Raw genomic sequence first — 26,471 nt, 5'->3', positions numbered from 1 at the left:
GAAGGGTGGACAGCGAGGAGCCGTCGTTTCGTCGCCAGGAGAGGGAGGCGGGCACAATGGATGGGGTGAACGCACGTACTGGCCGGCACCGTGTCGTCATCATCGGATCGGGCTTCGGCGGTCTCTTCACCGCCAAGGCGCTAGCCCGCGCCGATGTCGACGTCACCCTCGTCTCGCGCACCTCCCACCACCTCTTCCAGCCGCTGCTCTACCAGGTGGCGACGGGCATCCTCTCCGAGGGCGACATCGCCCCGACGACGCGTGACGTGCTCGCCCACCAGGCCAACGTCGAGGTGCTGCTCGGCGACGTGCACGCGATCGACGTCGAGGCCCGCACGGTGACCCACCGCGCGGTCGGTCGCGACACGACGACGCCCTACGACAGCCTCGTCATCGCCGCCGGCGCCGGTCAGTCCTACTTCGGCAACGACCACTACGCTCGGCACGCGCCGGGCATGAAGGACATCGACAACGCGCTCGAGCTGCGCGGTCGGATCTTCGGGGCCTTCGAGCTCGCCGAGCTCGCGGACGACCCCGCCGAGCGCGAGCGGCTGCTCACCTTCGTCGTCGTCGGCGCGGGCCCGACGGGTGTCGAGATGGCCGGTCAGATCGCCGAGGTCTCGCAGCGCACGCTCAAGCGCGAGTTCCGCCGGATCGACCCGCACGACGCCCGCGTCGTGCTCCTCGACGCGGCGCCGAAGGTGCTGCCGACCTTCGGGGACCGCCTCTCGGAGAAGGCGCGCACCAGCCTCATCAAGCGCGGCATCGACGTCCAGCTCGGCGCGAAGGTCGTCGACGTCGACGAGACCGGCATCGAGGTCGAGGACGAGGGCGGCGAGCGTCGACGCATCGACGCGATGACGAAGGTGTGGGCCGCCGGCGTCGCCGGGTCGCCCCTCGGCCGGATGGTCGCCGAGCAGACCGGTGCCGAGGTCGACCGCGCGGGCCGCGTGCACGTCGAGGACGACCTCACCGTGCCCGGCCACCCCGAGATCTTCGTCATCGGCGACATGGTCAACCTCAAGGGCTACCCGGGCGTCGCCCAGCTCGCGATCCAGGGCGGGCGCTACGCGGCCGACCAGATCGTGCGGCGTCTCGAGGGCAAGGCGCCGGCCGACCCCTTCGTCTACCGCGACAAGGGCTCGATGGCGACGATCTCGAAGTTCTCCGCCGTCGCCTCCGTCGGCAAGATCAACTTCAGCGGCTTCATCGCGTGGATGGCGTGGCTCGCCGTGCACCTCATGGCGATGGTCGGCTTCAAGACGCGCGTGTCGACCCTGCTCAACTGGTTCATCACCTTCTTCGGCGACAGCCGCGGCGAGCGCGTCATGACGATGCAGCAGGTCTTCGCGCGCAACGCGATGGACGACCTCGGGCACGAGGCGGCCTACCCGCGCATGCCGCGCGTCGGCGAGGAACGGGACGACCGCGACGAGGGCGACGGCCGCGCCGAGGGCGGGGCCGGCTCCGCCGCCTGAGCCCGGCCCGTCCTGGCGGTCGGGTGGCCCAGGGGTGGCGTCTAGGGTGACGCCATGTCCCTGGACTACCCGATCGAGACGAGGACGCTCGGCAACGGGCTGCGCGTCGTCGTCCAGCCCGACCACGCGAGCCCGACCGTCACCGTCAACCTCTGGGTGGGGGTCGGCAGCCGTCACGAGGCGCCCGGCCGCACCGGCTTCGCGCACCTCTTCGAGCACCTGATGTTCCAGGGCAGCGCGCACGTCGCCGAGGGCGAGCACTTCCAGGCGCTCATGGGCGTCGGCGGACGGCTCAACGCGACGACGTGGTTCGACCGCACGAACTACTTCGAGACGGTGCCGACGGGGGCGCTCGAGCTCGCGCTGTGGCTCGAGGGCGACCGGCACGCCGCGCTCCTGGCCGCCGTGACGCAGGAGGCGCTGGACAACCAGCGCGACGTCGTCAAGGAGGAGAAGCGCCAGCGCTACGACAACCAGCCCTACGGGCAGGCGATGACGACGGTGTACGAGACGGTCTTCCCGCAGGGTCACCCGTACCACCACCCGACGATCGGGTCGATGGAGGACCTCGACGCCGCCTCGCTCGAGGACGTCCACGCGTTCTTCCGAGCGCACTACGCGCCGGACAACACCGTGCTCACGCTGTGCGGCGACGTCACGCCCGAGCGCGGCTTCGAGCTCGCGCAGCGCTACCTCGGGTGGGTCGAGCACCGTGCCGAGCCGCGAAGGGAGCCCCTCGCCCAGCTCGAGCCGCTCACCTCTCCCGTGCGCCACGAGATCACCGAGGCGGAGGTGCCCAACGACCGGCTGCACCTCGCCTTCCGGCTCCCGGCCGAGTCGGGGGAGTCGCGGCGCGAATTCCTCGCGTGCTCCGTCGCGCTCGACTGCCTCGCGGGGCTGAGCTTCTCGCCGCTGGAGCAGCAGCTCGTGCGCGAGCAGGGCAGCGCCAACCACGTGCAGTCGACGGCGATGGGCTTCGTCGACGGGGTGAGCCTCGGGCTCGTCGTCGCCGACATCGCCGACGGCGCCTCGCTCGACGAGGTCGAGGCGAGCATCTGCGAGGAGCTCGAGCGCTTCGCGCAGGAGGGTCCGACCTCCGCGCAGATGGACGCCGTGCTGGCCCAGACGGAGCGGGCGTGGCTCTCCGCGCTCGCCGCGAAGGACGAGCGGGCCGACATCATCTGCCACTACACCTCGCTGCACGACGACCCCGAGCACATCAACACCTTCCTCGACGAGGCAGCGGCGATCACCGCCGAGGAGGTGCGCGCGGCGGCGGCGCGGTGGTTGCGACCGCAGGCGCGCGCCGTCGTCGCCTACCGCACGAGCGCCGGCACGGAGGTGGCCGCATGAGCATGGACCAGACGAGCACCGAGCAGACGAGCACCGACCAGCCGAGCGGCCAGCCGGGGCGGCCAGAGGTCGCGGCCGCGGGGGAGTGGACCTTCCCCGAGCCGCGTGTGCGCGAGCTGCCCAACGGCCTCACCGCGCTCGTCCTCGACGTGCCCGGTCAGTACGTGACATCCGTGCGCCTCACCCTGCCGCTCCCCCTTCGCGCCGAGCCGCGTGAGCTCGAAGGCGTCGCGTGGGTCATGGCCGGGCTGCTCGACGAGGGCACCCAGCAGCACGACCAGCGCGAGCTCTCCGAGATCCTCGAGCGGCTCGGCGTCGGGATCGGCGCGGGCATGAGCGAGGGCTCGCTCGGGGTCGACCTCGACGTGCCGCAGCGGCACCTCGGCGAGGCGCTCACCCTCATGACCGAGATCGTGCGCGAGCCGGCCTTCGCGCCGGGCGAGGTCACCCGGGCGGTGCGCACCCGGCTGCAGGACATCGAGCAGGAGCGCGCGTCGGCGCCGCACCGTGCGATGCGCCAGCTGGCCGCGACGTACTACGACCCGCAGACCCGGGCCAGCCGCCCCGGCGCGGGGTCGGCGCAGAGCGTCGCCGCGATCACCCGTGACGACGTCGTCGCGTTCCACCGCGAGCACGTCCACCCCCACGGCGGCACCGTCGTCGTCGCCGGGGACCTCACCGACGTCGACGTCGACGGCCTGCTCGAGGCCAGCCTCGGCTCGTGGACGACGCCGGGCCCGGTGCAGGAGTGGGAGCGCGTGCCCGCCCCGCGGGCGCAGGACGCCGCCCGGGTCGTGCTCGTCGACCGCCCCGGATCGGTGCAGTCCGAGCTCATCCTCGCGACGTCCGGCCCGGACCGCCGGGCGCCGCGGTGGCCGGCCTTCCCGGTGCTCGGCTACGTCATCGGCGGTGCCCCCAACGCCCGGATCGACGCGGTCCTGCGCGAGGAGAAGGGCTACACCTATGGCATCCGCAGCGGCTTCCGCCCGCGCCAGGTCGGCGGCACCTTCGTCGTCTCCGGGTCGGTGCGCGCGGACGCGACGGTCGACTCCCTTCGCCTCCTCGACGAGATCCTGCGCGGCGTCGCCGACGGGGTGACCCCGGTCGAGGCGACGTCGGGCGTGGACTTCATGACGCTTACCGCGCCGGGCCGGTACGCGACCGCCGACGCACTCGCCGACGAGCTGGCCCACCTCGCGGCCGACGGGCTCCCGCTCACCTTCACCTCCGACACGGTCGCCGCGATGCGCCGGCTCACCCCGGAGGACCTCGACGCCGCGTGGCGCGAGGACGTGGGCACCGACTGGACCGTCGTCGTCGTCGGTGACGCCTCCGCGTACCGCGACGAGGTCGAGGCGCTCGGCATCGGTCCCGTGAGCGTCGTCCCCGCCTGACGCCCCCTACCCCTCCGGCTACCACGCAGTACTGGTCGTGATCACCACCAGTACTGCGTGGTAGCTCGCGTCAGGACTCGTCGGGGGCGAGACGATCGAGGTAGGCGTCGTGGAGCAGGCCGTTCGTCGCCAGGGCGTTGCCACCCCACGGGCCGTCCTCGCCCTCGAGCGAGGTGAAGCGCCCACCGGCCTCGGTGACGATCGCGACGAGCGCCCCCATGTCGTAGAGCTCGAGCTCGGGCTCCGCGGCGGCGTCGACCGCGCCCTCGGCGAGGAGCATGTAGGACCAGAAGTCCCCGTACGCCCGCGTGCGCCACACCTCGGAGGTCAGCCGCAGGAAGGACATGCCGCGTCCGGCCTCGCGCCACCCGTCGATCGAGGAGTACGAGAAGGAGCTGTCGGAGACCTCGCCGACCTTCGAGACGTGGATCTGCTCGGCCTTGGCGATCGAGCGGCCGGACCACGCGCCGGCACCCTTCGCCGCCCACCAGCGTCGGCCGAGCGCCGGGGCCGAGACCAGGCCCATGACGCACTCGCCGTCCTCGACGAGCCCGATGAGCGTGGCCCACACGGGCACGCCCCGCACGTAGTTCTTCGTGCCGTCGATGGGGTCGATGACCCACTGCCGCTTGCTGTGCCCCGTCGGCTCGAACTCCTCGCCGATGACGGCGTCGCGGTTGCGGTAGCGCGAGAGCTGGGAGCGGATCGTCGCCTCGCAGTCGCGGTCGGCCTGGGTCACCGGGGTGAGGTCGGGCTTGGACTCGACGACGAGGTCGCTGGCGCGGAAGCGCCCCATGGTGATCGGCTCGACCTGGTCGGCGAGCACGTGCGCCAGGCGCAGGTCGTCTCCGTAGGGGCTGGGATCCATGCCGGTCAACGTAGCCGACGGGCGGCCCCGTCCCCGGGACCCCTCAGTCCCCGGTCTGCGGCGTGCGGGCGCGCAGCAGTCGGCGGAAGGAGTCCAGCCGCTGCTCGCCGTTGGGCCCGGCGTGCCCCTGCTCCACCCACTCGTCGAGCCCGCAGTCCGGCTCGTCGTGCGTGCACCCGCGCGGGCATCCCTCCTCGGCGCCCTGCGACAGCTCGGGGAAGTGCCCGATGATCCGGTCGGGCTCGACGTGCGCGAGACCGAAGGAGCGGATGCCCGGGGTGTCGATGATCCACCCGGACGACGGGGTGTCCTCGCCCTGGGCGTCGTCCGACCCGTCGAGGGGCGGCAGGCGCAGGCCGACGGCGGAGGTCGAGGTGTGGCGGCCGCGCCCGGTGACGTCGTTGACGTGACCGATGGCTCGCCCTGCGTCGGGTACGAGCGCGTTGACGAGCGTGGACTTGCCGACGCCGGAGTGACCGACGAGCACGCTCATCCGGCCGGCGAGCCGATGCTGCAGGTCGGCGAGGCCCTCGCTGCCCGGCTCGAGCACGGCGGTCGTCACGTGCGGCACGTCGAGCGGGGCGTACTGGGCGAGGAAGTCCTCGCCGCTCGCGAGATCGGACTTCGTGAGGACGAGCAGCGGGTCCAGACCTGCGTCGTACGCCGCGACGAGGCAGCGGTCGATGAGGCGGGGACGCGGCTCGGGGTTGGCCAGGGCCGAGACGACGACGAGCTGGTCGGCGTTGGCGACGATCGCCCGCTCGAAGGGGTCGGTGTCGTCGGCGGTGCGGCGCAGCAGCGTGCGGCGCTCCTGGATGCGCACGATCCGGGCCAGCGACCCCTCGACGCCGGAGGTGTCGCCGACCATGCCCACCTCGTCGCCGACGACGACGGGGCTGCGCCCGAACTCGCGCGCCCGCATGGCGATGACGACACGCTCCGGCCCGGCCGCGTCGGCAGGCACGAGGGTCGTCCACCGGCCGCGGTCGACGGCCGTGACCATGCCGACGACGGCGTCGTCGTGGGCGGGACGCTCCTTCGTGCGCGGGCGGGTGCCGCGGCGGCTGGGCCGGACGCGGACGTCGCGCTCGTCGTAGACGCGTCCCCGGCCCGGCATCAGCGCTGCCCGAGCATGTCCGACCACAGGCCGGTGAAGCTCGGCAGGGTCTTGGCCACGGTGCCGGGGTCGAGCACGACCGTGCCGGGCGCGCGCAGCGCGAGGACCGCACCGGCCATGACCATGCGGTGGTCGGCGTAGGTGCGCATCGAGTGCGCCCGCAACGGCGCCGGTCGGATGACGAGCCCGTCCTCGAGCTCCTCCACCCCGACCCCGAAGCCCTCGAGCTCGGTGCGCAGGGCGGCGAGCCGGTCGGTCTCGTGGCCGCGGATGTGGGCGACCCCGCGGATGCGGCACGGGCCGTCGGCGAGCGCCCCGAGCGCGGCGACGACGGGGGTGAGCTCGGCGGTGTCGTGCAGGTCGACGTCGAAGGCTCCGACCTGGCCGTGACCGGTGACCCGCAGGTCCTGGCCCTCGCGCACGACCTCGGCGCCCATGCCCGCGAGCAGCTCGCGGATCCGGTCGCCGGCCTGCGTCGTGTGCTGAGGCCAGTGCGGCACCCGCACCGTGCCGCCGCAGACGAGGGCCGCGGCGACGAAGGGGGCGGCGTTGGACAGGTCGGGCTCGACCGTGACGTCGAGCGGCAGCAGCTCGCCGGGCTCGACGTGCCACGTGCTCGGCTCGGAGTCGTCGACGACCGCGCCGGCGTCGCGCAGCGCCTCGACGGTCATCTCGACGTGGGGGAGGGAGGGCAGCGGGCCGCCCTCGTGCACGACGGTGATCCCCTCCTCGAAGCGGGACCCCGCGAGGAGCAGCGCCGAGACGTACTGCGAGGAGGCCGAGGCGTCCATGACGACCCGGCCGCCGCGCACCGACCCGGTGCCGTGGACGACGAAGGGCAGCGCGCCCCGGCCGTCGTCCTCGACGCGCACGCCGAGGTCGCGCAGCGCGTCGAGCACGGCCGCCATCGGGCGCACCCGCGCGTGCTCGTCGCCGTCGAAGGCCACGGGCCCGTCGCACAGCGCCGCGACCGGCGGGACGAAGCGCATGACGGTGCCGGCGAGGCCGCAGTCGACCTCACCGCCGCCGCGCAGCGCCGACGGGGTGATGATCCAGTCCGGGGCGAGGGCGCCGCGGGCGGCCGTCGCGTCCTCGACCCCGGTCCCGAGCGATCGCAGCGCCTGCGCCATGAGCTCGGTGTCGCGCGAGCGCAGCGGCGCGCGCAGCCGGGAGGTGCCGCTGGCCAGCGCGGCGAGGACGAGGTACCTGTTCGTCAGGGACTTGCTGCCGGGCAGGGCGACCCTGGCGTCGAGGGGACCGGGGCTCGCCGGCGCCGACCAGTCGGGATGATCCATGCGGGTCAGCTCAGGGCGCTCTTGGCGTTCGCGGCGGCGAGCCGGGCCTCGAGCTTGGCGGTGTGGGCGGAGCGGCCGAGGCTGTCGCCGGCCATCTTCGCGCGGTAGCCGAGACCGGGCTTGCCCTCGGTGTCGACCGCGGCGAGGAGCAGGCCGCCGGCCAGACCGAGGTTCTTGAAGAACTGGATCTGCTGCATCTGCTTGGCCTGCGGGTCGCTCTGCGCCCAGAAGTCGTGGGTGGCCGTGGTCGGGACGAGCGAGACGAGCAGGGCCAGGCTGGACAGGCGGGGGAGGCGGCCGATCGCGAGGAGGGCACCGGCACCGACCATCACGGCGCCGTTGGCGCGGATGAGGGTCTCCATGTCGTCGGTCGGCACGCCGATCTTCTTCAGGAAGGGCTTGACGTTCTCGGTCATGGGCTCGTGGCCCTGCGCGTGGCGGAGGGCGCCGATGCCGCCGGAGATGAAGATGGCACTGAGCATCGGACGGGCGAGTCGTCGGACGAGCATGGTCACTCCTGGGTCGCTGGACAGGTACGCGCCTACCGTATGACGTCTTGCGGGACCGGTGATCCTCGCGGGGTGCCTAGGCTGACCCGCATGTGCGGGCGTTATGCGGCATCGGCCGAGATGGAGGAGATCGTCGCTGCGCTGCAGGTCGAGCTCGACCGCACCGCGGAGCCGAGCCGCTCCGTGCTGAAGAACCCGCAGCAGCCGCCACCGGGCACCCCGGACTGGAACGTCGCGCCGACGAAGCAGGCCCGTGTCGTGCTCACCCGGGCGGTACGCGAGGAGGACGGCACGAAGGGGGAGCCCGCCCGCCAGCTGCGCCTCATGACGTGGGGTCTCGTGCCGAGCTGGTCGAAGGACCCCTCGGTCGGCATCCGGATGATCAACGCCCGCGCCGAGACCGCGCTGGAGAAGTCGTCCTACGCGAAGGCGGCGACGAGCCGGCGCTGTCTCGTGCCCGCCGACGGCTGGTACGAGTGGCAGCGCTCGCCGGTCGCCCTCGACGCGAAGGGCAAGCCGCGCAAGCAGCCCTTCTACATCCACCGCGGCGACGACGCCCCGCTCGCGCTCGCCGGGCTCTACGAGTTCTGGCGCGACCCGGGCGTCGCCGACCCCGACGACCCGGCCGCCTGGCTGACCACCTTCGCCGTCGTGACGACCGCGGCCGACCCCGGGATGGACCGCATCCACGACCGCCAGCCGCTCGTCCTCGACCCGGACGTCTGGGACGACTGGCTCGACCCGCACCTCACCGATCCTGGTCACGTCCAGGAGATGCTCGACATCAGCCTGCCCGGGCGCCTCGCGGCGCACCCCGTCTCGACCGCGGTCAACGGCAGCGCGGGCAACGGCCCCGGCCTCGTCGAGCCGATCCCGACCGCGCAGCTCGTCGGTGTCGTCGACCCGGAGACCGGCGAGGTGATCGGCGGATGAGGCAGCGCGCCGTCGAGACGCCGGAGGGTCCGGCGCGGGTGCACCTGGGCCCGCGCGGCGACGCCGGGTCGGTCGTGCTCACCCACGGGGCAGGCGGGGGGATCGACGCCCCGGACCTCCAGGCGATCGCGCAGGCCCTGCCCTCCCTCGGGTGGACCGTCGCCCTCGTCGAGATGCCCTGGCGTGTCGCCGGCCGACGGGTCGCCTCGCCGCCGTCCCGGCTCGACGCGGCCTGGGTCCCGCTGCTCGGCTCGCTCACCCGTGGCCGTTGGGCGCTGCCCCGCCCGCTCGTCGTGGGCGGCCGCAGCGCGGGCGCCCGGGTCGCGTGCCGCACGTGCGTCGCGGTCGACGCCGACGCCGTCCTCGCGCTGTCCTTCCCTCTCGTGCCGCCCGGCAAGGACCTCGGTCACAGCCGCGTCGGCGAGCTCCTCGCCCCGGTCGAGTCCGGTGTGCCGCTCGCCGTCGTGCAAGGGCGCGCCGACCCCTTCGGCGGGCCGCAGGACGTCTGCGAGGCGCTCGGCGAGCGCGTGCGCTCCGTCGTCGTCAGCGAGGTGGCGGGCACCCACAGCCTCACCGCCCCGCAGCGCGACGTCGTGCCGGCGGTGACCGCCTTCGTCAGCTCGGTCGCGCGCTGAGGGCGAGCACGAGCTCGAGCACGGCGTCGGGGTCCTGCAGCCGGTCGCCGAGCAGCTCGCGCACCTGCCCCATGCGGTAGCGCACCGTCTGCGGGTGCACATGAAGCGCCTCGGCGACGAGCTCGCGCCGCCCCTGGAGCAGCAGCCAGGCCCGCAGGGTCTCGGCGAGCCGCTCGGCGCTGCCCTCGGTGAGATCGGCGAAGGGGGCGAGCGCCGACTCGCGCAGGTCGGCGAGGGTCTCGGGGTCGGCGGCGAGGACGATCCGGGCGAGATGCGCGTCGGTGTCGAGGACGGTGCCGTCCTCGCGGGGGAGCATCGCGGCCCGCACCGCCCGGGCGTAGGAGCGGTCGGCCTCGGTCCACGGCACGGCGGGGCCGACGACGGCGTCGCGCCCGGAGAGCACGTCGAGCAGGGCGCCGCGGGCCCGGCCGCCGGCGTCGGGCACGAGGAGGGCGGCGACGCGGTCCGGGGCGGGGAGCCCCCGCACCGGCGGCAGGTCCTCGCCGAGCGAGAGCGTGCGCGGGTCGAGCATCGCCGCGGTGTTGAGCGCGCGCTCGCCGGCGACGAGGACCACGGTCAAGGTGCGCGCCGGGGTCCATCGCGCGAGCTGCGCGGCCTCGACGAGCCGGGTCTCCGGGGCGCCGACGAGCAGGCTGCGCACGAGCCGGTCGAGGTTGACGATGCGCGCGCGCTCGGCGGTGTGCGTCTCGGCGTTGTGCCCGGCGACGCTCGCCGCCGACAGCTCGTCGATGTAGGTGAAGACGACCTCGGCGAAGCGCCCGAGCGTCGCCGCCTCGGCGCCCTGGGCGACGGCCATGCGCGAGACCTCGCGCCATGAGACCCGGGCGCCGACGCGGTAGGCCGACAGCAGGGCGTCGACCGGTCGGCCGGCGCGGGCCTCGGCACGGCCGAGCTGCTCGGCGGCCTGTACCCCGACCCCGATCGAGGTCTGCTCGCCCGCGCGCGCGCCCGACGCCGCCGACGCCGCGTCGAGGAAGGAGTCGAGCGAGGTGCGCACCGCCTGCTCGATGACCCGGCCCATCCGGCCCTGGAAGGGCGCGCTGTAGGACGGGACCTCCTCGATGATCGCGGCGATGACCGACTCGGCGACCTCCGGCAGGTGGGAGCGAAGGGAGCGCGCGGTCTGCTCGTCGAGGGCGAGCTCGGCCGCCTGGGCAGCGGTCCGGGTGGCCGCGGGGGGCGGGGAGGAGGGCGTCGCGCGGGGTCGCTCGCCACTGCCCTGAGAGCGGGTCTTGGGGGTGTCCGGCACCACATCCACCTCGATCTTGTTCGCTGCGCACAACTTCTGCAGGTGAAGACTACGCCGGGTGGACAGTCCCGCAGGGGGTTCGGACCGACATCATGGATATATGACCACTGATGCCCGACCCGACCGCGTGGCCGGCTCCCCCTTCGCCCGGTTGCGCACCTCCGCGACCCGCGTCGCCGAGGTCCTCGCCGCCCCGCTGCTGCCGACGGACTACCTCGACATGGTCGCGCCGCTGCGCGCCGGCGCCGAGCTGCGCGCCCGCGTCGTCGCCATCACCCCCGAGACCGCGGACGCCGCGACGATCACCCTGCGCCCCGGTCGCGACTGGGCCGGCCACCGCGCCGGTCAGTACATCCGCCTCGGCATCGACATCGACGGGGTGCGTCGCTGGCGCGCCTACTCGATCACCTCGCCGGCCGACCGCACCGACGGGCTCATCACCATCACCGTCAAGGCGATGGCCGACGGTCTCGTCAGCCGTCACCTCGTGCACGACGCCCGCCCCGGCACCCTCGTCATGCTCGACCAGGCCAGCGGCGACTTCGTCCTGCCCGAGGTGCTCCCGGAGCGCCTCCTCTTCGTCACCGGCGGCTCCGGCATCACCCCCGTCATGGGCATGCTGCGCAGCCACGACCTGTCGGGCACCGACGTCGTGCTGCTGCACAGCGCGCCGACGCCGGCCGACGTCATCTTCGCCGCCGAGCTGGCCGCCGAGCGCCCCGGCGTGCGGGTCGTCGTCCGGCACACCGACGACGAGGGCATGCTCTCGCCGCAGATGCTCGACGACGTCGTGCCCGACTGGCGCGAGCGGCAGGCCTGGGCCTGCGGCCCGACGCCGATGCTCGACGCCTTCGAGGAGCACTTCGCCGGCCACGGCCTCACCGAGGCCATGCACGTCGAGCGATTCCGCCCCGTCCTCGCCGTGACCGGCGACGGCGGCTCGGTGACGATGCTCGACACCGCCCGGCCCACGGCCAGCCCGACCTTCGAGGTCGACGGCGCCACGACCATCCTCGACGCCGCCGAGGACGCCGGCGTCCTCATGCCCAGCGGGTGCCGGATGGGCATCTGCATGGGCTGCGTCCTGCCCCTGACAGACGGCGCGGTGCGCGACCTGCGCACCGGCATCGTCACCGAGACCACGACCGACGACCCGCCCGTGAAGGTGCAGACCTGCATCTCGGCCGCCGCGGGCGCCTGCACGATCCAGCAGAAGGAGCGAGCATGACTGCCACCCTGGAGCGCACCCCCACCCGCACCGACGCCCGTATCACCGGCGGCCGGTCGGAGGAGATCCACACCGTCGTCAACGCGACGCCGAGCCCCATCTCGCACCTGAGCCCCGAGCAGATCGAGGAGCTCGGCCGCGAGCTCGACGAGATCCGCCGCGAGGCGATGGACTCGCTCGGCGAGCGCGAGGCCGCCTACATCCGCAAGATCATCGCGACCCAGCGCTACCTCGAGATCGGCAGCCGGGGCGTCCTGCTCTTCTCCGGCAACCCGATCGCCTGGGTGGTCGGCACCGCCGGCCTGTCCGTCGCCAAGATCCTCGACAACATGGAGATCGGGCACAACATCATGCACGGCCAGTGGGACTGGATGCGTGACCCGAAGATCCACTCGAGCGTGTGGGAGTGGGACAACGTCTCGCCCTCGGAGCACTGGAAGCACAGCCACAACGAGGTCCACCACACGTACACGAACGTCGTGGGCAAGGACAACGACCTCGGCTACGGGATCATGCGCGTCGACGACGCCCAGAAGTGGTACCCGATCTACCTCGCGCAGCCGCTGCTCAACGCCGTCAACGCGACCTTCTTCGAGTACGGCATCGCCGCCTACGACCTCGAGCTCGGCAAGAACTGGAAGGGCCGCAAGTCCAACCCGGAGTTCCAGCGGGACGCGAAGGTCGTCGTCAACAAGATCAAGAAGCTCGCCGCGCGTGACTACGTGCTGTGGCCGCTGCTGTCCGGCCCGAACTTCCTGCCGACCCTCGCCGCCAACGTCGTCTCCAACGTCGTGCGCAACTACTGGACGCACAGCGTCATCATGTGCGGCCACTTCCCGTCCGGCGTCGAGACCTTCACGAAGACCTCGATCGACGGCGAGACCCGCGGCGAGTGGTACCTGCGTCAGATGCTCGGCTCGGCCAACATCAGCGGCGGCCGCGCGATGCACGTCATGACCGGCTACCTCAGCCACCAGGTCGAGCACCACCTCTTCCCGGACATGCCGAGCATCAAGCTCGCCGAGGTCCAGCCGAAGGTGCGCGCCCTCTTCGAGAAGTACGACCTCACCTACGTCGAGGGCAGCCTGCCCCGCCAGGTCGCCTCCGCGTGGTCGGAGATCTTCCGCCTCTCGCGCCCGAACGCGACGAGCTCGGCGCAGACCCTGAAGATCCTCGCCACCCAGGGGATGAAGGGCCTGAAGAAGCGCGCCCGCGCCACCCGGCACATCTACGCCTGACCCGACCCGCCCCCTTCGGGCTCGGTCGTCCCAGCCCCGCCACCTCTGGGCCCGGGTCCCCCCAGCCCCGCCGAGGTATGGCAATCGGCCCTGATCCAGCGTGGATCAGGGCCGATTGCCATACCTCGGCGAGGGGCGAAGGGGGAGAGCGAGGGGCGAAGGGGGGACGGGCGAAGGGGGAGCGCGGTCGGCCGTGGGGCAGCGGCGCGACCGGCCTCAGAGCAGGTGCGCCGCGAGACGACGGACGAGCTGCTCTCGCCGCGCCGGGTCGACGAGGTGGATGTAGGTCATCTCGACATAGGTCCACCCGTGGTCCTCGAGGCGCGCACGGCGGTCTCGCTCGTACTGCCACGCGGTGCGATCCGTGCGGTGCTGGTCGCCGTCGTACTCCCCGACGACCTTCTGGGCGCGCCATGTGAAGTCGGGGGTGGCGAGCCAGCCGCCGACGTCGTCGACGATCTCGACGTTGAGCTCCGGCTCCGGCAGCCCCGCGTCGTGGAAGACCAGACGGGCCCGTGACTCGGTGGGTGACGCGGACCTCGCGCGGAGCAGGGGCAGCAGCTCGCGCATGGTCCGCACGCCGCGGCAGCCACGAAGGTCGGCGACGAGCTCGCGCAGGTGCTCGTCACCGTGCTCGCGCACCAGGACGTCGCCGGCGGCGACGAGGGCTGCCCGGGACCAGCTGGCGGCGAGGTCGCACCACGTGTCGACGACCGTCGTCACCGGCAGGCCCTCGACCTCGGCGATGTCACGAGTGCCGATGCCCTTGTGCGAGACGACTCCTCGCCGCACGACGGGGGGTCGGTGGATCGGTCGGATGACGTGCACCGGGAGGTCGGGAGCTGCGCCCCGAGCGGGGAGGGGCAGGCCCCAGAGCTCGGCCGCGGTGTCGTGGGAGAAGGCGATGTCAGGTGGCAGCACCGCGCGCAGGAGCCCCAGCCGCTCGGGCAGCGTGAGCTCGACCCCGCGCCGCACCCGGATGCCGGAGGACGGGATGTCGAAGCCGGAGCGGAAGGTGCCCGTGCGCTCCTGCGCCCGCGCGTGCTCGAGGGTGAAGGCGTCGCCGAGGGCGACCGGGAGGTCCATGGCTCGGTTCTCCCCCTTCGCCCGCCCCCGCGCGAGGCGGGTCCGCCCGCCTGTGGACCGAGGACCCGGGCGCACCGCCCCTGTGGATCGCCGAGGTATGGAGATCTGTCGGGATCCGCAGGTGTCAGCGGACCGATTGCCATACCTCGGCGAAGGGGGAGCGGGGTGCGCGCGGGCGGGGGAATGCCGGGTGGGGGAGGGATGTTGAGATGAGCGACCCTGTCCCGACTGCGAGAGGCCACCACGTGCTCGTGCTGCCCGCCGTCGACCGCACCAGCGCCCCGCTAGGCTGGAGCGCGATGACCAAGCCGATCACCCCACCGCTCAGCGACGAGGAGCAGGCTGCCGCCGATGCCGGCGTCGACGTCTCGTCCGAGTCGCCCGAGGAGCGTCGAGCCCGCTTCGAGCGCGAGGCCATGCCCCTGCTCGACCAGCTCTACTCCGCGGCCATGCGCACGACGCGCAACCCGACCGACGCCGAGGACCTCGTCCAGGAGACGTACGCGAAGGCCTACGCGGCCTTCCACCAGTACCGCCCGGGCACCAACCTCAAGGCGTGGATGTACCGCATCCTCACCAACACCTACATCAACACGTACCGCAAGAAGCAGCGCGAGCCCAAGCAGTCGAGCAGCCCCGAGGTCGAGGACTACCAGCTGCACCAGGCCGAGTCGCACACGAGCCGCGGGCTGCGCAGCGCGGAGGTCGAGGCGCTCGACCACATGCCCGACACCGAGGTGACGCGGGCGCTGCAGGACCTGCCGGACGACTTCCGCATGGCGGTCTACCTCGCCGACGTCGAGGGCTTCGCCTACAAGGAGATCGCCGAGATCATGGGCACGCCCATCGGCACCGTGATGTCGCGCCTGCACCGCGGGCGCCGGCTGCTGCGCGAGAAGCTCGCCGACTACGCGCGCGACCGAGGGATCGGTGGCGCGGCCCAGGAGACCACCGGACGCGAAGGGGGGACGTCATGAGCGAGCACGCCGAGGACCATGTCGACTGCTCCGAGACGATGTACCGGATCATGGAGTACCTCGACGGCGAGATGACCGAGGCCGACCACGAGCGGATCGCCGAGCACCTGCGCGGGTGCCAGCCCTGCCTCGACGAGCACGACCTCGAGCGCATGGTCAAGGCGCTCGTCAAGCGCTCGTGCGGTCGCGAGCAGGCGCCGGCCGCGCTGCGGACGACGATCATGCAGTCCTTCAGCACCTACTCCGTCGACGGCGGGGTCGTGCAGGAGTACACCGAGATCCGCTACGACGGCTGATCGGATGCGCGTCCTCGTCACCGGCGGCGCCGGCTACATCGGCTCGCACACCGTCCTCTCGCTCCTCGCGGCCGGGCACCAGCCCGTCGTCGTCGACAGCTTCGTCAACTCCAAGCCCACGGTCGTCGCCCGGCTCGAGGAGCTCTCGGGCGCGGCGATCACCGTGCACGGCTTCGACCTGCGCGACGAGGACAAGACCGCCCAGCTCTTCGCCGACGAGCACTTCGACGCGGTGATCCACTTCGCCGGGCTCAAGGCCGTGGGGGAGTCCACCGAGCAGCCGCTCGAGTACTACGGCAACAACATCGGCTCGACCTTCTCGCTCGTGCGGGCGATGGAGCGGCACGACGTGCGCCGCCTCGTCTTCTCGTCATCGGCGACGGTGTACGGCGAGGGCGCTCCCGTGCCGATGACGGAGGAGCTGCCGACCTCGGCGACCAACCCGTACGGGTGGACGAAGGTCATGCAGGAGCAGATCCTCACCGACGTCGCCGCCGCCTCCCCGGGCTTCCAGGTCGCGCTGCTGCGCTACTTCAACCCCGTCGGCGCGCACGCGTCGGGCCGGATCGGCGAGGACCCGCAGGGCATCCCGAACAACCTCATGCCCTTCATCTCCCAGGTCGCCGTCGGCCGCCGCGAGCGGCTCGCCGTCTTCGGCGACGACTACCCGACGGCCGACGGCACCGCCGAGCGCGACTACATCCACGTCGTCGACCTCGCCGAGGGCCACGTCGCGGCGCTCGACCACCTCGCCGAGCACCCCGAGATCGGGGCGCGCGCCTGGAACCTCGGCACGGGGCAGGGGACCTCGGTGCTGCAGATGGTCGACGCCTTCGAGCGGGCGAGCGGTGCGCAGGTGCCCTACGACATCGCGCCCCGGCGCGCGGGCGACCTCGCCGTCGTCTACGCCGGCACCGAGCGCGCCGAGCGCGAGCTCGGCTGGCGGGCCACCCGCACCATCGAGGACATGTGCGCCGACACGTGGCGCTGGCAGTCGGCCAACCCCGAGGGCTTCCCCGGCTGAGCCGGCTCGAGCAGGGCCCGGGCATGACGAAGGGGGCGCCCCCCCCCGGGGGGGGGCGCCCCCCCCGTCGGGCCCCCGGGGGGGGGGGCCGGGGGGCGGTGGGGGTGGGACCGGGGGGGGCGGGCGTGGGCCGTGGGGGCCCCCCCCGGCGCGGGGCCGGGCGCCCACCCCGCGGGGCGCCCCGGGCTGCGCCGCCCCCCCCGGGGCCGCCCCCGCCCCCGGGGGGCCCCCCCCCGGGGGGGGGGCCCCCCCCTTCGTCGTCCCCTGCGGGGACGGGCCGGTCAGGCGTTGGGCTTGCGACCGTGGTTCGCGGCCTTGCCCTTGCGGGACCGACGCTTGCGCGCGCGCTTGCTCATGGGGGACCTCCTCCGTCGTGCCGGACGGGACGCATCCGGTTTGGTGATTTCTTCAACTATCCCATACGGATTCATGACCCGCTGTGGCAAGATTACCGTGCGGACACGAGACCAGCGCACGCCACAGTTGCGCGGCTACGGCCCGCCCCCGGTCCCCTCCCGGGTTATCTCGAAAGTGTGGTGTGATCATGAAGCGCACTGTTGTCGCCTTCGCGCTGGCTGTCGCGGCGCTCATCGGTGGCGTCGCCGCCGCCTCGGCTGCCTCGGCCGACGGCTCGACCTCTGCCGGCCCGAAGATCGTCCGCGGGTTCGACTGGGGCGGCTGACAAGTAGACCCGCGAACACATGACGACGTCAGGTGCGCGCGGGACCACGACATACCTCGCGCTGCTGGCTGCTGCCAGCAGCGCGAGCGTCGTCCTGGCGGCGTTGATCTGGGGGTTGCCGGAGCGGCTGGGTGCCGTGGTGCCGCTCCTCATCATCTCCTTCGCCGCTCGGGCCACCCCGACGCTGCCGGTCCGGCACGTGTCGATCCAGCTGCACTCCGTGGTGCTGCTCGCCTCGGTGCAGCTCGTCGGACCGGTCGGCGCCGTGCTCGTCCATGCCGCGTCCTCCGCCTGGATGTACCGGCGCAACCTCAACCTCCTGCTCTTCAACGTCTCCTGGCCGGTCCTCGGCGTCTTCGTCGGGTCCGGGCTCGCCACGACGGTGCTGCCCGAGACGCTGTCCTCGGGGTCGTCACCGGGTGAGATCGCCCTCGGCGCGGCCCTGCTCGCGCTCGGCGTCGGGCTGACCAACCTGCTGAGCCTGGCGGGCATCCTGCGGATCACCGAGGGCACCCCGGTGAGCACGATCATCTCGGGGCTCTCGCCCCAGATCGCCCCGGCCTACCTCGGCTACGGCGTCACCGCCTACCTCCTCGTCCTGCTGTGGGACCCCGTCGGTCTGGGCTGGTTCGCGGTCGTCCTGCTCCTGCCGACCTTCCTGCTCGCCCAGTGGGGCCTGCTGCAGTACACGCGTGAGCACCAGCTCTACGAGACGATGCTCCAGGGCCTCGTCGAGGCCCTCGACATCCGTGCCCCGGGTGCGCGCGCCGACGCCGAGCTGTGCGCGCGCGTCGCGACGGCCGTCGCCGAGGAGCTCTCGCTCTCGTACTCCGAGGTCGAGGCGGTGCGCTCCTCGGGTGCCCTGCACGACATCGGTCTGCTCTCGCTCGACCGCGCACGCCTGCTCGAGGAGCAGGTCGCGGCGCGCGACCTCGACACCCTCGTGCGTCACCCCGACGTCGCCGCCGAGATGCTCCACGGCGTGCGCCCGCTGCGCTCGGCCGTTCCTGCCGTCCTCGCCCACCACGAGCTGTGGGACGGCGGCGGCTACCCCTACGGCAGGTCCGGCGGCGACATCCCCCTCGAGGCGCGCATCGTCACCGTCGCCGACACCTGGGTCAGCCTCGTCCAGCCGCACGTCGGCGACGCGCTGAGCACGGCAGAAGCGCTGCGCCGGTGCGCCGAGAAGTCGGGCCGCAGCCTCGACCCCTACTGCGTCGAGGCCCTGACCACGATCGCCGAGCGCCACCCCTCCGTCCTCCAGCCGACGCGCGAGGGCGGGTCCCGCCCGGCTCCCGTCGACGACGACGAGCTGCACCTCATCACCCGGTCGTGGTCCGTCGTCGAGCAGGCCGATCCCGAGATGACCCGGTGGGTCGCCGCGAGCGCGAGGAAGCGCCGATGAGCGCGCCGAGCACCCACCCGTCGATCGGCCCGAGCCGACCCGGCGGTCGCGAGCGACGGCTGCGCCCGCCCCGCGCCCTCATGGTCGTCGGCCCCCGCATCGTCCTGGCCACCGCCGCCCTCGTCCTCGGCGTCGCCCTGCTCCTCGACCCGCCCGGGCTGTCCTTCCCCACGTGGTTCGTCCTCATCACCGGGACGAGCATCGTCCTCGGCGAGGTCATGCCGAGCCTCGCGGTCTCGCGGCACGCCGCCCCGATCTCGACCGCCGCGGCGGTCGCCCTGGCCATGACCCCGGCGGTGACGCCCGGCGGCTTCGCCTCCGCCGCACGGGTCATCGCGATCCTCGGGGTCTTCTTCCTCGCCAGCCAGCTCATCGCGTGGCTCCTCGGCCGCCCGGTGCAGCTCGGCCCGGCGGCCGCACGCTTCCTCGGCGCGGCGGCCACGACGGTCGCCTGCCGGGGGATCTCCACGCAGGACCGCGGCACCCTGCTCCAGTGGGCCTGGGGCGGTGACCTGTCGAGCCCGGCCACGGCGACCCTGCTGCTGCTGTGCGCGCTCCTCGGCTGGCTCGTCGAGCGCACCGCCCAGGTGCTCGTCCAGGTGGGCTCGCGCGAGGTCGGCGCCCCTGGCGCCCAGCGCGCGCTCCTCCTCGACTCGGTGACCTCGGGCGCGGTGGCCGCCTCGGGGCCGCTCATCGCCGTGAGCTACCCGGTGCTCGGGCTGGTCGCCCTGCCGCTCTACGTCCTGCCGGTCACGCTCGTGCTGCTCTCGCAGCGGCGCTACCTCGCGGTGCAGCGCGCCCAGGGCGAGGCGCTCGTCGTGCTCTCGCGCATCCCGGCGATCGCCGCGGGCGGCCGCCCCGGGCACCCGCAGCGGGTCGCCGACCTCTCCGTCGAGGTCGGCCGCCGCCTCGGCCTCACCGAGCGCAGCCTGCACTCGGTCGAGCGCGCGGCGCTGCTCCACGACATCGGCCAGGTGGGTCTGGAGGTGCCGCTCGAGCACGGCATGACGATCGACGCGTCGCCGCAGTCGCTCGAGACCGTCATCGAGTCCTCGCGCCGGATCGCCCGGACCGCGCTCGACACCCCCGGTCTCGAGGAGGTCCTCGCCGCCGTCCACGAGCCCTACCGCCAGCAGCTCGAGATCGGCCGCGAGCTGCCGGTCGAGGCCCGCATCATCAAGGTCGTCAACGCCTACGACGACCTCACCGAGGGTGCCCACGGGCAGCGCGTCGTCCACCTCGCTCTGGAGCGGCTCCACCTCGGGCTGGGCTACGAGTACGACCCGGAGGTCGTCGAGGCGCTCGACGAGGTCGTCTCGCAGGGCTGAGCGCGCGCTGGACGACCCCGAGCACGACGAAGGGGGACCCGCGCGAGATCGCGTGGGTCCCCCTTCGTCAGCGGGCCGAGATCAGGCCTGCTTGGTCTCCTTGAAGATCTTGTCGATCTCGTCGATCTTCGCGAGGAGCTCGTCGGCCTTGGCCTCGTCGAACTCGCCCTTGGTGCCCGAGGCGCCGGCGAGCTTCGTGGCCTCGTTGACGAGGGTGTGCAGCTGCGGGTACTTCTCGAAGTGCGGCGGCTTGAAGTAGTCGGTCCAGAGCACCCACAGGTGCTCCTTGACGAGCTGCGAGCGCTGCTCCTTGATGACGACCGCACGGGTGCGGAAGTCGGGGTCGTCGCTGTCGGCGACCTTCTTGATGATGGCCTTGACCGACTCGGCCTCGATGCGGGCCTGGGCGGGGTCGTAGACACCGCAGGGCAGGTCGCAGTGGGCGCTTACGGTGGGGATGTGCAGGAGGTCACGCAGACGCATGTCTGTCCTCTCGTCATGGTGGGCAGGTCCACGTCCAAACCTAGTCGCGCGCGGGCGCCGGACCTACTCGGCGGACCCGCAGATCCCACCTCCTGCAACGGACTTGCAGGATCACTCGTGCGTGGACGGCCTCCGGCGGCAGCGACCCGACGCTCGGGTCGAAGGAGCTGACCCCGGCGCGCGGGTCGTCGCTCTCGACCCACCACCGGTCGGGGTCGTCGGGGTCGGTGCCGGTGACGCGCTTGACGGCGGTCGGGCGCGGCCGGCCCCACGGGTCGGGCGGCAGGTCGCACAGCACGACGTCGCCGGGTCGCACGCTCGCCCCGCGCCGCGCGAGCAGGAGGTCGCCGGCGCGCAGCGTCGGCTCCATCGAGGCGCCGGTGACGCGGACGAGCGCGAAGGGGAGAGCCACGGTCAGCGGGTCACGGCGGCCGTGGAGGAGGTCGAGGTCGAGCCGGTGCTGTACCCCGAGCGGCGGGCGGTGACGACGACCCGGAGCCGGTGCCCGGCGTCGGCGGACGTGACCCGGTAGGTCTTGCCCGTCGCGCCCGAGATCGCCCGGCCGCCGCGGTACCAGCGGTAGGCGTAGCTCGTCGGTGACGGGGTCCACCGCCCGACCCGGGCCTCGAGGGTGCGCCCGACGCGGGGGTTGCCCGCGACGCTCGGCCGGGTCGTCGCGTAGATCGGGATGCCCACCGCGGCCGAGGTGCGGCTCGTCGCGAGCAGGCCCGGCCCGGAGGCGACGACCCGCACCGAGAGGTAGCGGCCCGCGTCGGCGGTCGTCGGGCGGTAGGTGCGCCCGGTCGCGCCGCTGATCGGGGAGCCGCCGCGGTACCAGCGGTAGGTGTACGACGCGGGGACGGGCAGCCAGCCCCCTTCGCGAGCGGTGAGCGTCCGGCCGACGCCCCGGGTGCCGGCGACCCACGGGGCCGAGACGCGGGAGAAGGACGTCGCGCTCGAGGACGCCGTGATGTCGACGACCGCGGCGGTGCTCGAGGTCGAGACCGTCGTCACCCGGATGCGCCCGTCGTAGCTGCGCAGCGTGCGGCCGGCGGTGAGACGCAGCTCGTCGTCCATGTCGCCCGTGGGCGTCGGGTCGAGCAGGACCGTCGTGCCGCTCGGGCCCATGCGCAGCACGCGGACGCCGGTGCGCTGCCCGAGGGCGTTGTAGCGGTCGCGGCCGGCGGGCGTGCGGTACTCGACCCAGTAGCGAGCCCCTGAGTAGGAGCTGACGACGGTGGCACCGCGGACCCCGGTGCGCCCGGCCAGCGGGCGCAGCGTGACCCGCGTGGTGCGACCGCTCGGCACCGAGGTGACGGCGGAGCGCTCGAGCAGCCCCAGCTGCCACGCGCGGGGGGTGGAGAGCATGCCCGACGGACCTTCGCCGTCGAGGCTCATGATGTCCTGGCCGTCGGCGTACTCCCACTCGCTGCACCGGCTCGGCCACCGCCCACGGCTGACGGCCGCGTCCTGCGCCCTCGTCTCGCAGGTGAGCACGTCGGCGTGGTCGAGCGACATGTTGTGCCCGATCTCGTGGGCGAGGAGGTCGACGGCCGTACCCATGCCGTAGACGTAGCCCGAGCTGTTCGGGGACTCGCCGAGCGATCCCAGCCCGTAGCCGCAGCCCAGCGACTCGGGGAGGCGCTCCGGCAGCACGAGCATGAGTGTGCTGTCCGGGCTGCCGGGCCATCCGAGCCGGGCGGCGGCGTCCTGCCACATCTTCCACGGCTCGTCGCACCCGTAGGAGGAGCGGAAGGACGGGGCGACCCGCGCCAGCGAGACCTTGAGCGTGCTGCGCGAGTTGGCCCGCCAGAAGGCGTCGGTGCCGCTCACCATGCTGCTGATCTCGGCGCTCGTCGCGGGGTCGGCGGTGCCACCGCGCGGGACCACGTTGACGACCGTGACCTCACGGGTCGCCGGGGTGTACGCCGCGGCCGCGGCGGCCCGGGTCGAGACGACCTCCTCGACGGCGAGCGGCTCGCTGCCCGGGGCGATCGCCTGGTCGGTCGTCGCCCGGCCGATGTCGGAGCCCGCGGTCGCGGGGGAGTCGTCGCTCGCGGCGTCGACGTCGGCGCTGCCGAGGTCATGGGTAGCGGTCCGGCCGGCGAGCGTCGGCACCCGCAGCCGGTCGCCCTGCTCGGCGGCCTCGACGACGGGGTCGGGCACGCGCACGTCGAGGGTGACCCGGCTGCCGGAGGGCACGTCGGCGACGGCCCCGGCGTCGACCGGCACGAGCCGGCCGGAGACCCGCACTGCGGCGTGAGCGGCGCCGGGGGCGACGGTGGACCCGTGGGCCGGCTCCACGGCGGTGGTCAGGAGCGTGCCGGTGAGCCGGACGAGCGGCGTGGGGCCGCTCGAGGACGACACCGCGGTCGACGGGCTCTGGGTGGCGGCGGCCGGGGCGGCCACGGCGAGGGCCGCGCACGCGGCCAGCGCGCCGACGACAGGTCGGTGGGTCATGGGGTCCTCAGCTGTGCGGTGCGTGACGTCGGGCCGCCGCCCTGAGGCCCGGGTCCGGCCCCGGGTGCAGCGTAGTGGCGGCCGGTGTCAGCCCCTCACGACGAGGAGGCGACGCCCCCTTCGCCCCCGCCCGACCCCCTCAGCGCGTCACCGCCGCGGTGTACGCCGTGTACGCCGACCCGCTGCTGTACCCGGTGCGTCGCGCGGTGACCCGCGCCCGGATCTTCGCCCCGGCGTCGGAAGAGCGCACGACGTAGGTCTTCGCCGTGGCCCCGGAGATCGCCGTGCTGCCGCGGTACCACTGGTATCCGTAGGTCGACGGCGTCGGCGTCCACGACCCGACGTACGCGGTGAGCGTGCGACCCACCCGAGCGGTGCCCCCGATGCGCGGCGCGGTCGTCGCGTAGATCGGGATGCCGACCCGCGAGCTCGTCGCCGTCGCGTCGCGGTACCCGAGGCGCCGCACGGTGACCCGCACGCTGAGGTACCGACCCGCGTCGGCCGTGCGCGGGGTGTACGTGCTGTAGTAGGCCCCCGAGATCGCGACGCCGTCGCGCAGCCACCGGTAGCTCGTGCTGCTCGGCGTCGGGCTCCACGTGCCGCGGTTCGCGGTGAGCGTGCGCCCGACCCCCCGGGTGCCGCTGATCGACGGACCGGCGCTCATCGTGAAGTCGCGCAGCGTCACCGAGCTGGTCACCTCGACGGTCGCCGAGGTCGTGCCCGCCGAGACCGTGCGGAAGCGCAGACCCCCGTCATAGGTCGTCAGCGTCTCGCCGACGTCGAGCACCGGGTCGGCGTCGTCCCACGTGCCCGTCGGAGAGGGGTCGAGCAGGACGGTCTGGTTGGTGCTGTCGTAGTTCCACCGCAGCACCCGCACGCCCGTGCGGTGGCCCCAGGCGTTCTCGGCGTCGAGCCCGCTCGCGCGCCGGTACTCGACGTAGTACGTCACCCCGGTCGCCGGGTTGGTCACCCGCGCGGAGCGCAGCCCGGTTCGCCCGGCGACCGGCAGCAGGGTGACGCTCGACGTACCGGTGCCGGGCAGCACGGTCGCCGCGCTCGCCTCGAGCATCCCCGTGCGCAGGGCCTGGGGCGTCGAGAGCATCGGCGAGGGCGAGCCGATGAGGTCGACGCTCATGATGTCCTGCCCGTCGCCGTACGGGGCGAGATCGCACGACGTGCCGAAGTCGTCCCACCCGAGCTGACGGGCGTCGGGCGTCGGGCAGGCCAGCCGGTCGGCGTGCATGAGCGACATGTTGTGGCCGGCCTCGTGGCTGAGCACGTCGGGGCTGTCGCCCGTGTAGTAGATGTAGCCGCCGCTGTTCGGCGAGCCGCCGATCGTGCCGAGCCCGTAGGAGCACGCGGCGTTGCCGGGCAGCACGAGGACGAGCGAGGAGTTGTCGGCGTCGACGTACCCGGTGCGGCGGGCCGCCTCGTCCCACAGGGCGAAGGGGTCGGAGCAGTCGACCGACGCGGTGTACGACGGGCGCAGCGCGCCCGACATCGCCAGGCGCAGCTCGCCGCGGGACTGCTGCTGCCAGAAGGTGCTCGACGCGCTCACCTGGGTGGTGAGGGCGGGGGTGCCGATCGGGTCCGGGGTGGCTCCCCGCGGGGTGACGTTGACCATCGTCAGCGCCCGGGTCGCGGGCGTGTACGCCTGCGCGACCGGGGGAGTCGAGCTGACGACCCGCTGCACGGCGAGCGCGGGCGCGCCCTGCCGCGACGCGGCATCGATGCTCGCCGCCACCCGGTCGCCCGACGGGCCCGCCGCCGGCGGGACACCGACGTCGACGGTGACCCGCGAGCCGGCGGGGGTGCGCTCGATGCCGGCGCCGCTCGTCGCGACGAGCCGGCTGCCCACGCGCAGCCCGGTGCGGGCGGGCTGGCCCGGCTCGGCGGGGGTGCGCAGCACGACGCCGGTCATCCGCACGGTGCCCGCCGCGGCGGAGGCGCCCGGCGGCGAGCCGCTGGCAGGAGCGGCGGCGCCGGCGGCCAGGACGACGGCGGAGAGGAGCGGGACGAGGATGCGGAGCGGAGCAGCCATGTCGACCTCGGGTGGCGCGAAGGGTGAGCCGGTGGCGCGGCTCAGGGGAGCAGGGTAGGCCCGCCGGAGGCTCCCCGGCATGACCCGGACGGACGGTTCGCGGCGCATGGTCCAGGGCGGCAGATGAGGCCGACACCACGCCTGGACGGCCTGCCCACCCCTTCGCCCCCTGTGCGAGGATCGCTCGCGTGAGCCAGCCCGAGCAGACCACCTCCTACGACCTCACGGCGCCCGCCTTCGCCGCGCACGAGGGCGGCAAGGTCGAGGTACGGGCGACGAAGCCGCTGCGCGGCTTCGAAGACCTGTCGCTGCTGTACACCCCCGGTGTCGCCGACGTGTGCCTCGCCATCGCGCAGGACCCCTCGCTCTCGCGCCGCTTCACCGCTCGTAACAACACCGTCGCCGTCATCTCCGACGGCACCGCCGTGCTCGGCCTGGGCGACATCGGCCCCCTCGGCGCGATGCCCGTCATGGAGGGCAAGGCGGTGCTCTTCAAGCACTTCGCCGGGGTCGACGCCGTGCCGATCACCATCGAGTCGGGCTCGGTCGACGAGCTCGTCGACGCCATCGCCCGGATGGCTCCGTCCTTCGGCGGGATCAACCTCGAGGACATCTCGGCGCCGCGCTGCTTCGACATCGAGCGCCGGCTGCGCGAGCGCCTCGACATCCCCGTCTTCCACGACGACCAGCACGGCACGGCGATCGTCGCGCTCGCCGGTCTCATCAACGCCTGCCGCGTCGTCGGCCGTGAGCTGTCCTCGCTGCGCGTCGTCATCGGCGGCGCGGGGGCGGCGGGGGTCGCCGTGAGCGACCTCTTCCAGCTCGCCGGTGTCGAGGACGTGATCGTCGCCGACTCGCGCGGCATCATCGAGCCCGGTCGCACAGACCTCGTCGCGCACAAGCAGCGCCTCGCGGAGCAGACCAACCCGCGCGGCCTCACCGGCTCGCTCGGCGACGCGCTCGTCGGCGCCGACGTCTACGTCGGGGTCTCCGGCGGCACGGTGCCCGAGGAGCAGGTGGCCTCGATGGCGGAGGGCCCGATCATCTTCGCGCTGGCCAACCCCACGCCCGAGGTGCACCCCGACGTCGCCCACCGCTACGCGTCGGTCGTCGCCACCGGTCGCAGCGACTACCCGAACCAGATCAACAACGTCCTCGCCTTCCCCGGCATCTTCCGCGGGGCGCTCGACGCGGGCGGCGTGCAGATCACCGAGGAGATGAAGCTCGCGGCGGCCCAGGCCATCGCCGACCTCGTCCCCGAGCCGCGCGCCGACCTCATCATCCCCCCGGTCTTCCAGGACGGCGTCGCCGAGGCGGTCGCCGCCGCCGTCGCCGCCCACGCGGGCTGACAGCCACGAGACGTCGAAGGGG

General features: G+C 73.5%; 25 protein-coding genes. 14 read left to right on the top strand and 11 right to left on the bottom strand.

Going from position 1 to position 26,471, the window contains the following annotated elements; all coding sequences use genetic code 11:
• Positions 1 to 56: 56 nt before the first annotated feature.
• From LIV55_RS04710 to LIV55_RS04700, 3 genes are read left to right on the top strand one after another with little or no spacing between them, the layout of a single operon-like run.
• On the top strand, positions 57 to 1,478 hold the full coding sequence (locus tag LIV55_RS04710) for an NAD(P)/FAD-dependent oxidoreductase (RefSeq protein ID WP_229299336.1): 1,422 nt from the start codon (positions 57 to 59) through the stop codon (positions 1,476 to 1,478).
• A 54-nt stretch (positions 1,479 to 1,532) separates the two neighbouring features.
• Positions 1,533 to 2,831 (top strand): M16 family metallopeptidase, encoded by a 1,299-nt coding sequence (locus LIV55_RS04705; protein WP_229299335.1) that lies wholly within the window; start codon positions 1,533 to 1,535, stop codon positions 2,829 to 2,831.
• Positions 2,828 to 4,225, top strand: coding sequence for a M16 family metallopeptidase (locus LIV55_RS04700; RefSeq protein WP_229299334.1), 1,398 nt, complete (start codon positions 2,828 to 2,830; stop codon positions 4,223 to 4,225). Before LIV55_RS04705 ends, LIV55_RS04700 begins: the two co-directional genes overlap by 4 nt.
• A gap of 70 nt (positions 4,226 to 4,295) precedes the next feature.
• Here LIV55_RS04700 and LIV55_RS04695 read toward each other — a convergent pair whose 3' ends face one another.
• Genes LIV55_RS04695 through LIV55_RS04680 form a run of 4 tightly spaced genes read right to left on the bottom strand, consistent with a single transcriptional unit; the run spans position 4,296 to position 8,014 of the window.
• Positions 4,296 to 5,093 (bottom strand): inositol monophosphatase family protein, encoded by a 798-nt coding sequence (locus tag LIV55_RS04695; RefSeq protein ID WP_229299333.1) that lies wholly within the window; start codon positions 5,091 to 5,093, stop codon positions 4,296 to 4,298.
• A gap of 43 nt (positions 5,094 to 5,136) precedes the next feature.
• Complete coding sequence (rsgA, locus tag LIV55_RS04690) at positions 5,137 to 6,210, bottom strand: ribosome small subunit-dependent GTPase A (RefSeq protein WP_229299332.1); 1,074 nt, start codon at positions 6,208 to 6,210, stop codon at positions 5,137 to 5,139.
• The gene (gene aroA, locus LIV55_RS04685; protein WP_229299331.1) at positions 6,210 to 7,505 is read right to left on the bottom strand and encodes a 3-phosphoshikimate 1-carboxyvinyltransferase; all 1,296 of its coding nucleotides are present in this window, start codon (positions 7,503 to 7,505) and stop codon (positions 6,210 to 6,212) included. The genes rsgA and aroA overlap by 1 nt, the downstream gene beginning before the upstream one ends.
• Positions 7,506 to 7,510: 5 nt before the next feature.
• Entirely contained in the window at positions 7,511 to 8,014 is a 504-nt protein-coding gene (locus LIV55_RS04680; protein ID WP_068277524.1) for a DoxX family membrane protein, read from the bottom strand.
• A gap of 90 nt (positions 8,015 to 8,104) precedes the next feature.
• On the opposite strand from LIV55_RS04680, the gene LIV55_RS04675 reads away from it, so the two are divergent.
• Positions 8,105 to 8,947: an SOS response-associated peptidase gene (locus tag LIV55_RS04675; protein ID WP_229299330.1), complete on the top strand. Its 843-nt coding sequence runs from the start codon at positions 8,105 to 8,107 to the stop codon at positions 8,945 to 8,947.
• Entirely contained in the window at positions 8,944 to 9,582 is a 639-nt protein-coding gene (locus LIV55_RS04670; RefSeq protein WP_229299329.1) for an alpha/beta hydrolase family protein, read from the top strand. Before LIV55_RS04675 ends, LIV55_RS04670 begins: the two co-directional genes overlap by 4 nt.
• Here LIV55_RS04670 and LIV55_RS17115 read toward each other — a convergent pair.
• Positions 9,563 to 10,852: a PucR family transcriptional regulator gene (locus LIV55_RS17115; RefSeq protein ID WP_229299328.1), complete on the bottom strand. Its 1,290-nt coding sequence runs from the start codon at positions 10,850 to 10,852 to the stop codon at positions 9,563 to 9,565. The genes LIV55_RS04670 and LIV55_RS17115 overlap by 20 nt on opposite strands.
• Positions 10,853 to 10,952: 100 nt before the next feature.
• Here LIV55_RS17115 and LIV55_RS04660 point away from each other — a divergent pair, with 100 nt between their 5' ends.
• Together LIV55_RS04660 and LIV55_RS04655 are read left to right on the top strand one after the other, a co-directional pair.
• The gene (locus LIV55_RS04660; protein ID WP_123092115.1) at positions 10,953 to 12,080 is read left to right on the top strand and encodes a ferredoxin reductase; all 1,128 of its coding nucleotides are present in this window, start codon (positions 10,953 to 10,955) and stop codon (positions 12,078 to 12,080) included.
• The gene (locus LIV55_RS04655; protein WP_123092114.1) at positions 12,077 to 13,318 is read left to right on the top strand and encodes a fatty acid desaturase family protein; all 1,242 of its coding nucleotides are present in this window, start codon (positions 12,077 to 12,079) and stop codon (positions 13,316 to 13,318) included. Before LIV55_RS04660 ends, LIV55_RS04655 begins: the two co-directional genes overlap by 4 nt.
• Positions 13,319 to 13,534: 216 nt before the next feature.
• Here LIV55_RS04655 and LIV55_RS04650 read toward each other — a convergent pair whose 3' ends face one another.
• Positions 13,535 to 14,404 (bottom strand): putative endonuclease domain-containing protein, encoded by an 870-nt coding sequence (locus LIV55_RS04650; protein ID WP_229299327.1) that lies wholly within the window; start codon positions 14,402 to 14,404, stop codon positions 13,535 to 13,537.
• Positions 14,405 to 14,703: 299 nt separating this feature from the next.
• On the opposite strand from LIV55_RS04650, the gene LIV55_RS04645 reads away from it, so the two are divergent.
• The 3 genes from LIV55_RS04645 to galE are packed head-to-tail and all read left to right on the top strand — an operon-like array spanning position 14,704 to position 16,701.
• The gene (locus LIV55_RS04645; protein WP_123092357.1) at positions 14,704 to 15,381 is read left to right on the top strand and encodes a sigma-70 family RNA polymerase sigma factor; all 678 of its coding nucleotides are present in this window, start codon (positions 14,704 to 14,706) and stop codon (positions 15,379 to 15,381) included.
• Positions 15,378 to 15,677 carry a mycothiol system anti-sigma-R factor gene (gene rsrA / locus LIV55_RS04640; RefSeq protein WP_123092112.1) on the top strand — a complete coding sequence of 100 codons (300 nt, stop codon included), beginning with the start codon at positions 15,378 to 15,380 and terminating at the stop codon, positions 15,675 to 15,677. Before LIV55_RS04645 ends, rsrA begins: the two co-directional genes overlap by 4 nt.
• 4 nt (positions 15,678 to 15,681) lie before the next feature.
• Positions 15,682 to 16,701, top strand: a complete 1,020-nt coding sequence (gene galE / locus LIV55_RS04635) for a UDP-glucose 4-epimerase GalE (protein WP_229299326.1) — start codon at positions 15,682 to 15,684, stop codon at positions 16,699 to 16,701.
• A 281-nt stretch (positions 16,702 to 16,982) separates the two neighbouring features.
• Here galE and LIV55_RS17310 read toward each other — a convergent pair whose 3' ends face one another.
• Positions 16,983 to 17,057, bottom strand: a complete 75-nt coding sequence (locus LIV55_RS17310; protein ID WP_370670760.1) for a 50S ribosomal protein bL37 — start codon at positions 17,055 to 17,057, stop codon at positions 16,983 to 16,985.
• Between the two features lie 188 nt (positions 17,058 to 17,245).
• Here LIV55_RS17310 and LIV55_RS04630 point away from each other — a divergent pair, with 188 nt between their 5' ends.
• Genes LIV55_RS04630 through LIV55_RS04620 form a run of 3 tightly spaced genes read left to right on the top strand, consistent with a single transcriptional unit; the run spans position 17,246 to position 20,116 of the window.
• Entirely contained in the window at positions 17,246 to 17,383 is a 138-nt protein-coding gene (locus LIV55_RS04630; protein ID WP_191565054.1) for a hypothetical protein, read from the top strand.
• Between the two features lie 19 nt (positions 17,384 to 17,402).
• A complete protein-coding gene (locus LIV55_RS04625; RefSeq protein ID WP_229299325.1) occupies positions 17,403 to 18,788 on the top strand; it encodes an HD-GYP domain-containing protein in 1,386 nt (461 codons plus the stop codon).
• Positions 18,785 to 20,116, top strand: a complete 1,332-nt coding sequence (locus LIV55_RS04620; RefSeq protein WP_148041581.1) for an HD-GYP domain-containing protein — start codon at positions 18,785 to 18,787, stop codon at positions 20,114 to 20,116. Before LIV55_RS04625 ends, LIV55_RS04620 begins: the two co-directional genes overlap by 4 nt.
• An 81-nt stretch (positions 20,117 to 20,197) precedes the next feature.
• Here LIV55_RS04620 and sodN read toward each other — a convergent pair whose 3' ends face one another.
• From sodN to LIV55_RS04600, 4 genes are all read right to left on the bottom strand, one after another.
• The gene (gene sodN, locus LIV55_RS04615) at positions 20,198 to 20,599 is read right to left on the bottom strand and encodes a superoxide dismutase, Ni (RefSeq protein ID WP_068277561.1); all 402 of its coding nucleotides are present in this window, start codon (positions 20,597 to 20,599) and stop codon (positions 20,198 to 20,200) included.
• Between the two features lie 40 nt (positions 20,600 to 20,639).
• On the bottom strand, positions 20,640 to 21,011 hold the full coding sequence (locus LIV55_RS04610; protein ID WP_229299324.1) for a S24/S26 family peptidase: 372 nt from the start codon (positions 21,009 to 21,011) through the stop codon (positions 20,640 to 20,642).
• A gap of 2 nt (positions 21,012 to 21,013) precedes the next feature.
• Complete coding sequence (locus LIV55_RS04605; protein WP_229299323.1) at positions 21,014 to 23,059, bottom strand: hypothetical protein; 2,046 nt, start codon at positions 23,057 to 23,059, stop codon at positions 21,014 to 21,016.
• 139 nt (positions 23,060 to 23,198) lie between these two features.
• The gene (locus LIV55_RS04600) at positions 23,199 to 25,100 is read right to left on the bottom strand and encodes a hypothetical protein (protein WP_229299322.1); all 1,902 of its coding nucleotides are present in this window, start codon (positions 25,098 to 25,100) and stop codon (positions 23,199 to 23,201) included.
• A 188-nt stretch (positions 25,101 to 25,288) separates the two neighbouring features.
• Here LIV55_RS04600 and LIV55_RS04595 point away from each other — a divergent pair, with 188 nt between their 5' ends.
• On the top strand, positions 25,289 to 26,449 hold the full coding sequence (locus LIV55_RS04595; protein ID WP_229299321.1) for an NAD(P)-dependent malic enzyme: 1,161 nt from the start codon (positions 25,289 to 25,291) through the stop codon (positions 26,447 to 26,449).
• The last annotated feature ends 22 nt before the right edge of the window (positions 26,450 to 26,471 follow it).

Source organism: Janibacter melonis (assembly GCF_020567375.1).
Classification (GTDB): Bacteria; Actinomycetota; Actinomycetes; order Actinomycetales; family Dermatophilaceae; genus Marihabitans; species Marihabitans melonis.
This window is presented reverse-complemented; position numbering and strand designations above follow the sequence as displayed.

Bases quoted from the DNA above. Each gene is read 5' to 3' on its own strand.
- LIV55_RS04710 (WP_229299336.1), top strand. From the start codon at position 57: ATGGATGGGGTGAACGCACGTACTGGCCGGCACCGTGTCGTCATCATC.
- LIV55_RS04705 (WP_229299335.1), top strand. From the start codon at position 1,533: ATGTCCCTGGACTACCCGATCGAGACGAGGACGCTCGGCAACGGGCTG.
- LIV55_RS04700 (WP_229299334.1), top strand. From the start codon at position 2,828: ATGAGCATGGACCAGACGAGCACCGAGCAGACGAGCACCGACCAGCCG.
- LIV55_RS04695 (WP_229299333.1), bottom strand. From the start codon at position 5,093: ATGGATCCCAGCCCCTACGGAGACGACCTGCGCCTGGCGCACGTGCTC.
- rsgA (WP_229299332.1), bottom strand. From the start codon at position 6,210: ATGCCGGGCCGGGGACGCGTCTACGACGAGCGCGACGTCCGCGTCCGG.
- aroA (WP_229299331.1), bottom strand. From the start codon at position 7,505: ATGGATCATCCCGACTGGTCGGCGCCGGCGAGCCCCGGTCCCCTCGAC.
- LIV55_RS04680 (WP_068277524.1), bottom strand. From the start codon at position 8,014: ATGCTCGTCCGACGACTCGCCCGTCCGATGCTCAGTGCCATCTTCATC.
- LIV55_RS04675 (WP_229299330.1), top strand. From the start codon at position 8,105: ATGTGCGGGCGTTATGCGGCATCGGCCGAGATGGAGGAGATCGTCGCT.
- LIV55_RS04670 (WP_229299329.1), top strand. From the start codon at position 8,944: ATGAGGCAGCGCGCCGTCGAGACGCCGGAGGGTCCGGCGCGGGTGCAC.
- LIV55_RS04660 (WP_123092115.1), top strand. From the start codon at position 10,953: ATGACCACTGATGCCCGACCCGACCGCGTGGCCGGCTCCCCCTTCGCC.
- LIV55_RS04655 (WP_123092114.1), top strand. From the start codon at position 12,077: ATGACTGCCACCCTGGAGCGCACCCCCACCCGCACCGACGCCCGTATC.
- LIV55_RS04650 (WP_229299327.1), bottom strand. From the start codon at position 14,404: ATGGACCTCCCGGTCGCCCTCGGCGACGCCTTCACCCTCGAGCACGCG.
- LIV55_RS04645 (WP_123092357.1), top strand. From the start codon at position 14,704: ATGACCAAGCCGATCACCCCACCGCTCAGCGACGAGGAGCAGGCTGCC.
- rsrA (WP_123092112.1), top strand. From the start codon at position 15,378: ATGAGCGAGCACGCCGAGGACCATGTCGACTGCTCCGAGACGATGTAC.
- galE (WP_229299326.1), top strand. From the start codon at position 15,682: ATGCGCGTCCTCGTCACCGGCGGCGCCGGCTACATCGGCTCGCACACC.
- LIV55_RS04630 (WP_191565054.1), top strand. From the start codon at position 17,246: ATGAAGCGCACTGTTGTCGCCTTCGCGCTGGCTGTCGCGGCGCTCATC.
- LIV55_RS04625 (WP_229299325.1), top strand. From the start codon at position 17,403: ATGACGACGTCAGGTGCGCGCGGGACCACGACATACCTCGCGCTGCTG.
- LIV55_RS04620 (WP_148041581.1), top strand. From the start codon at position 18,785: ATGAGCGCGCCGAGCACCCACCCGTCGATCGGCCCGAGCCGACCCGGC.
- sodN (WP_068277561.1), bottom strand. From the start codon at position 20,599: ATGCGTCTGCGTGACCTCCTGCACATCCCCACCGTAAGCGCCCACTGC.
- LIV55_RS04605 (WP_229299323.1), bottom strand. From the start codon at position 23,059: ATGACCCACCGACCTGTCGTCGGCGCGCTGGCCGCGTGCGCGGCCCTC.
- LIV55_RS04600 (WP_229299322.1), bottom strand. From the start codon at position 25,100: ATGGCTGCTCCGCTCCGCATCCTCGTCCCGCTCCTCTCCGCCGTCGTC.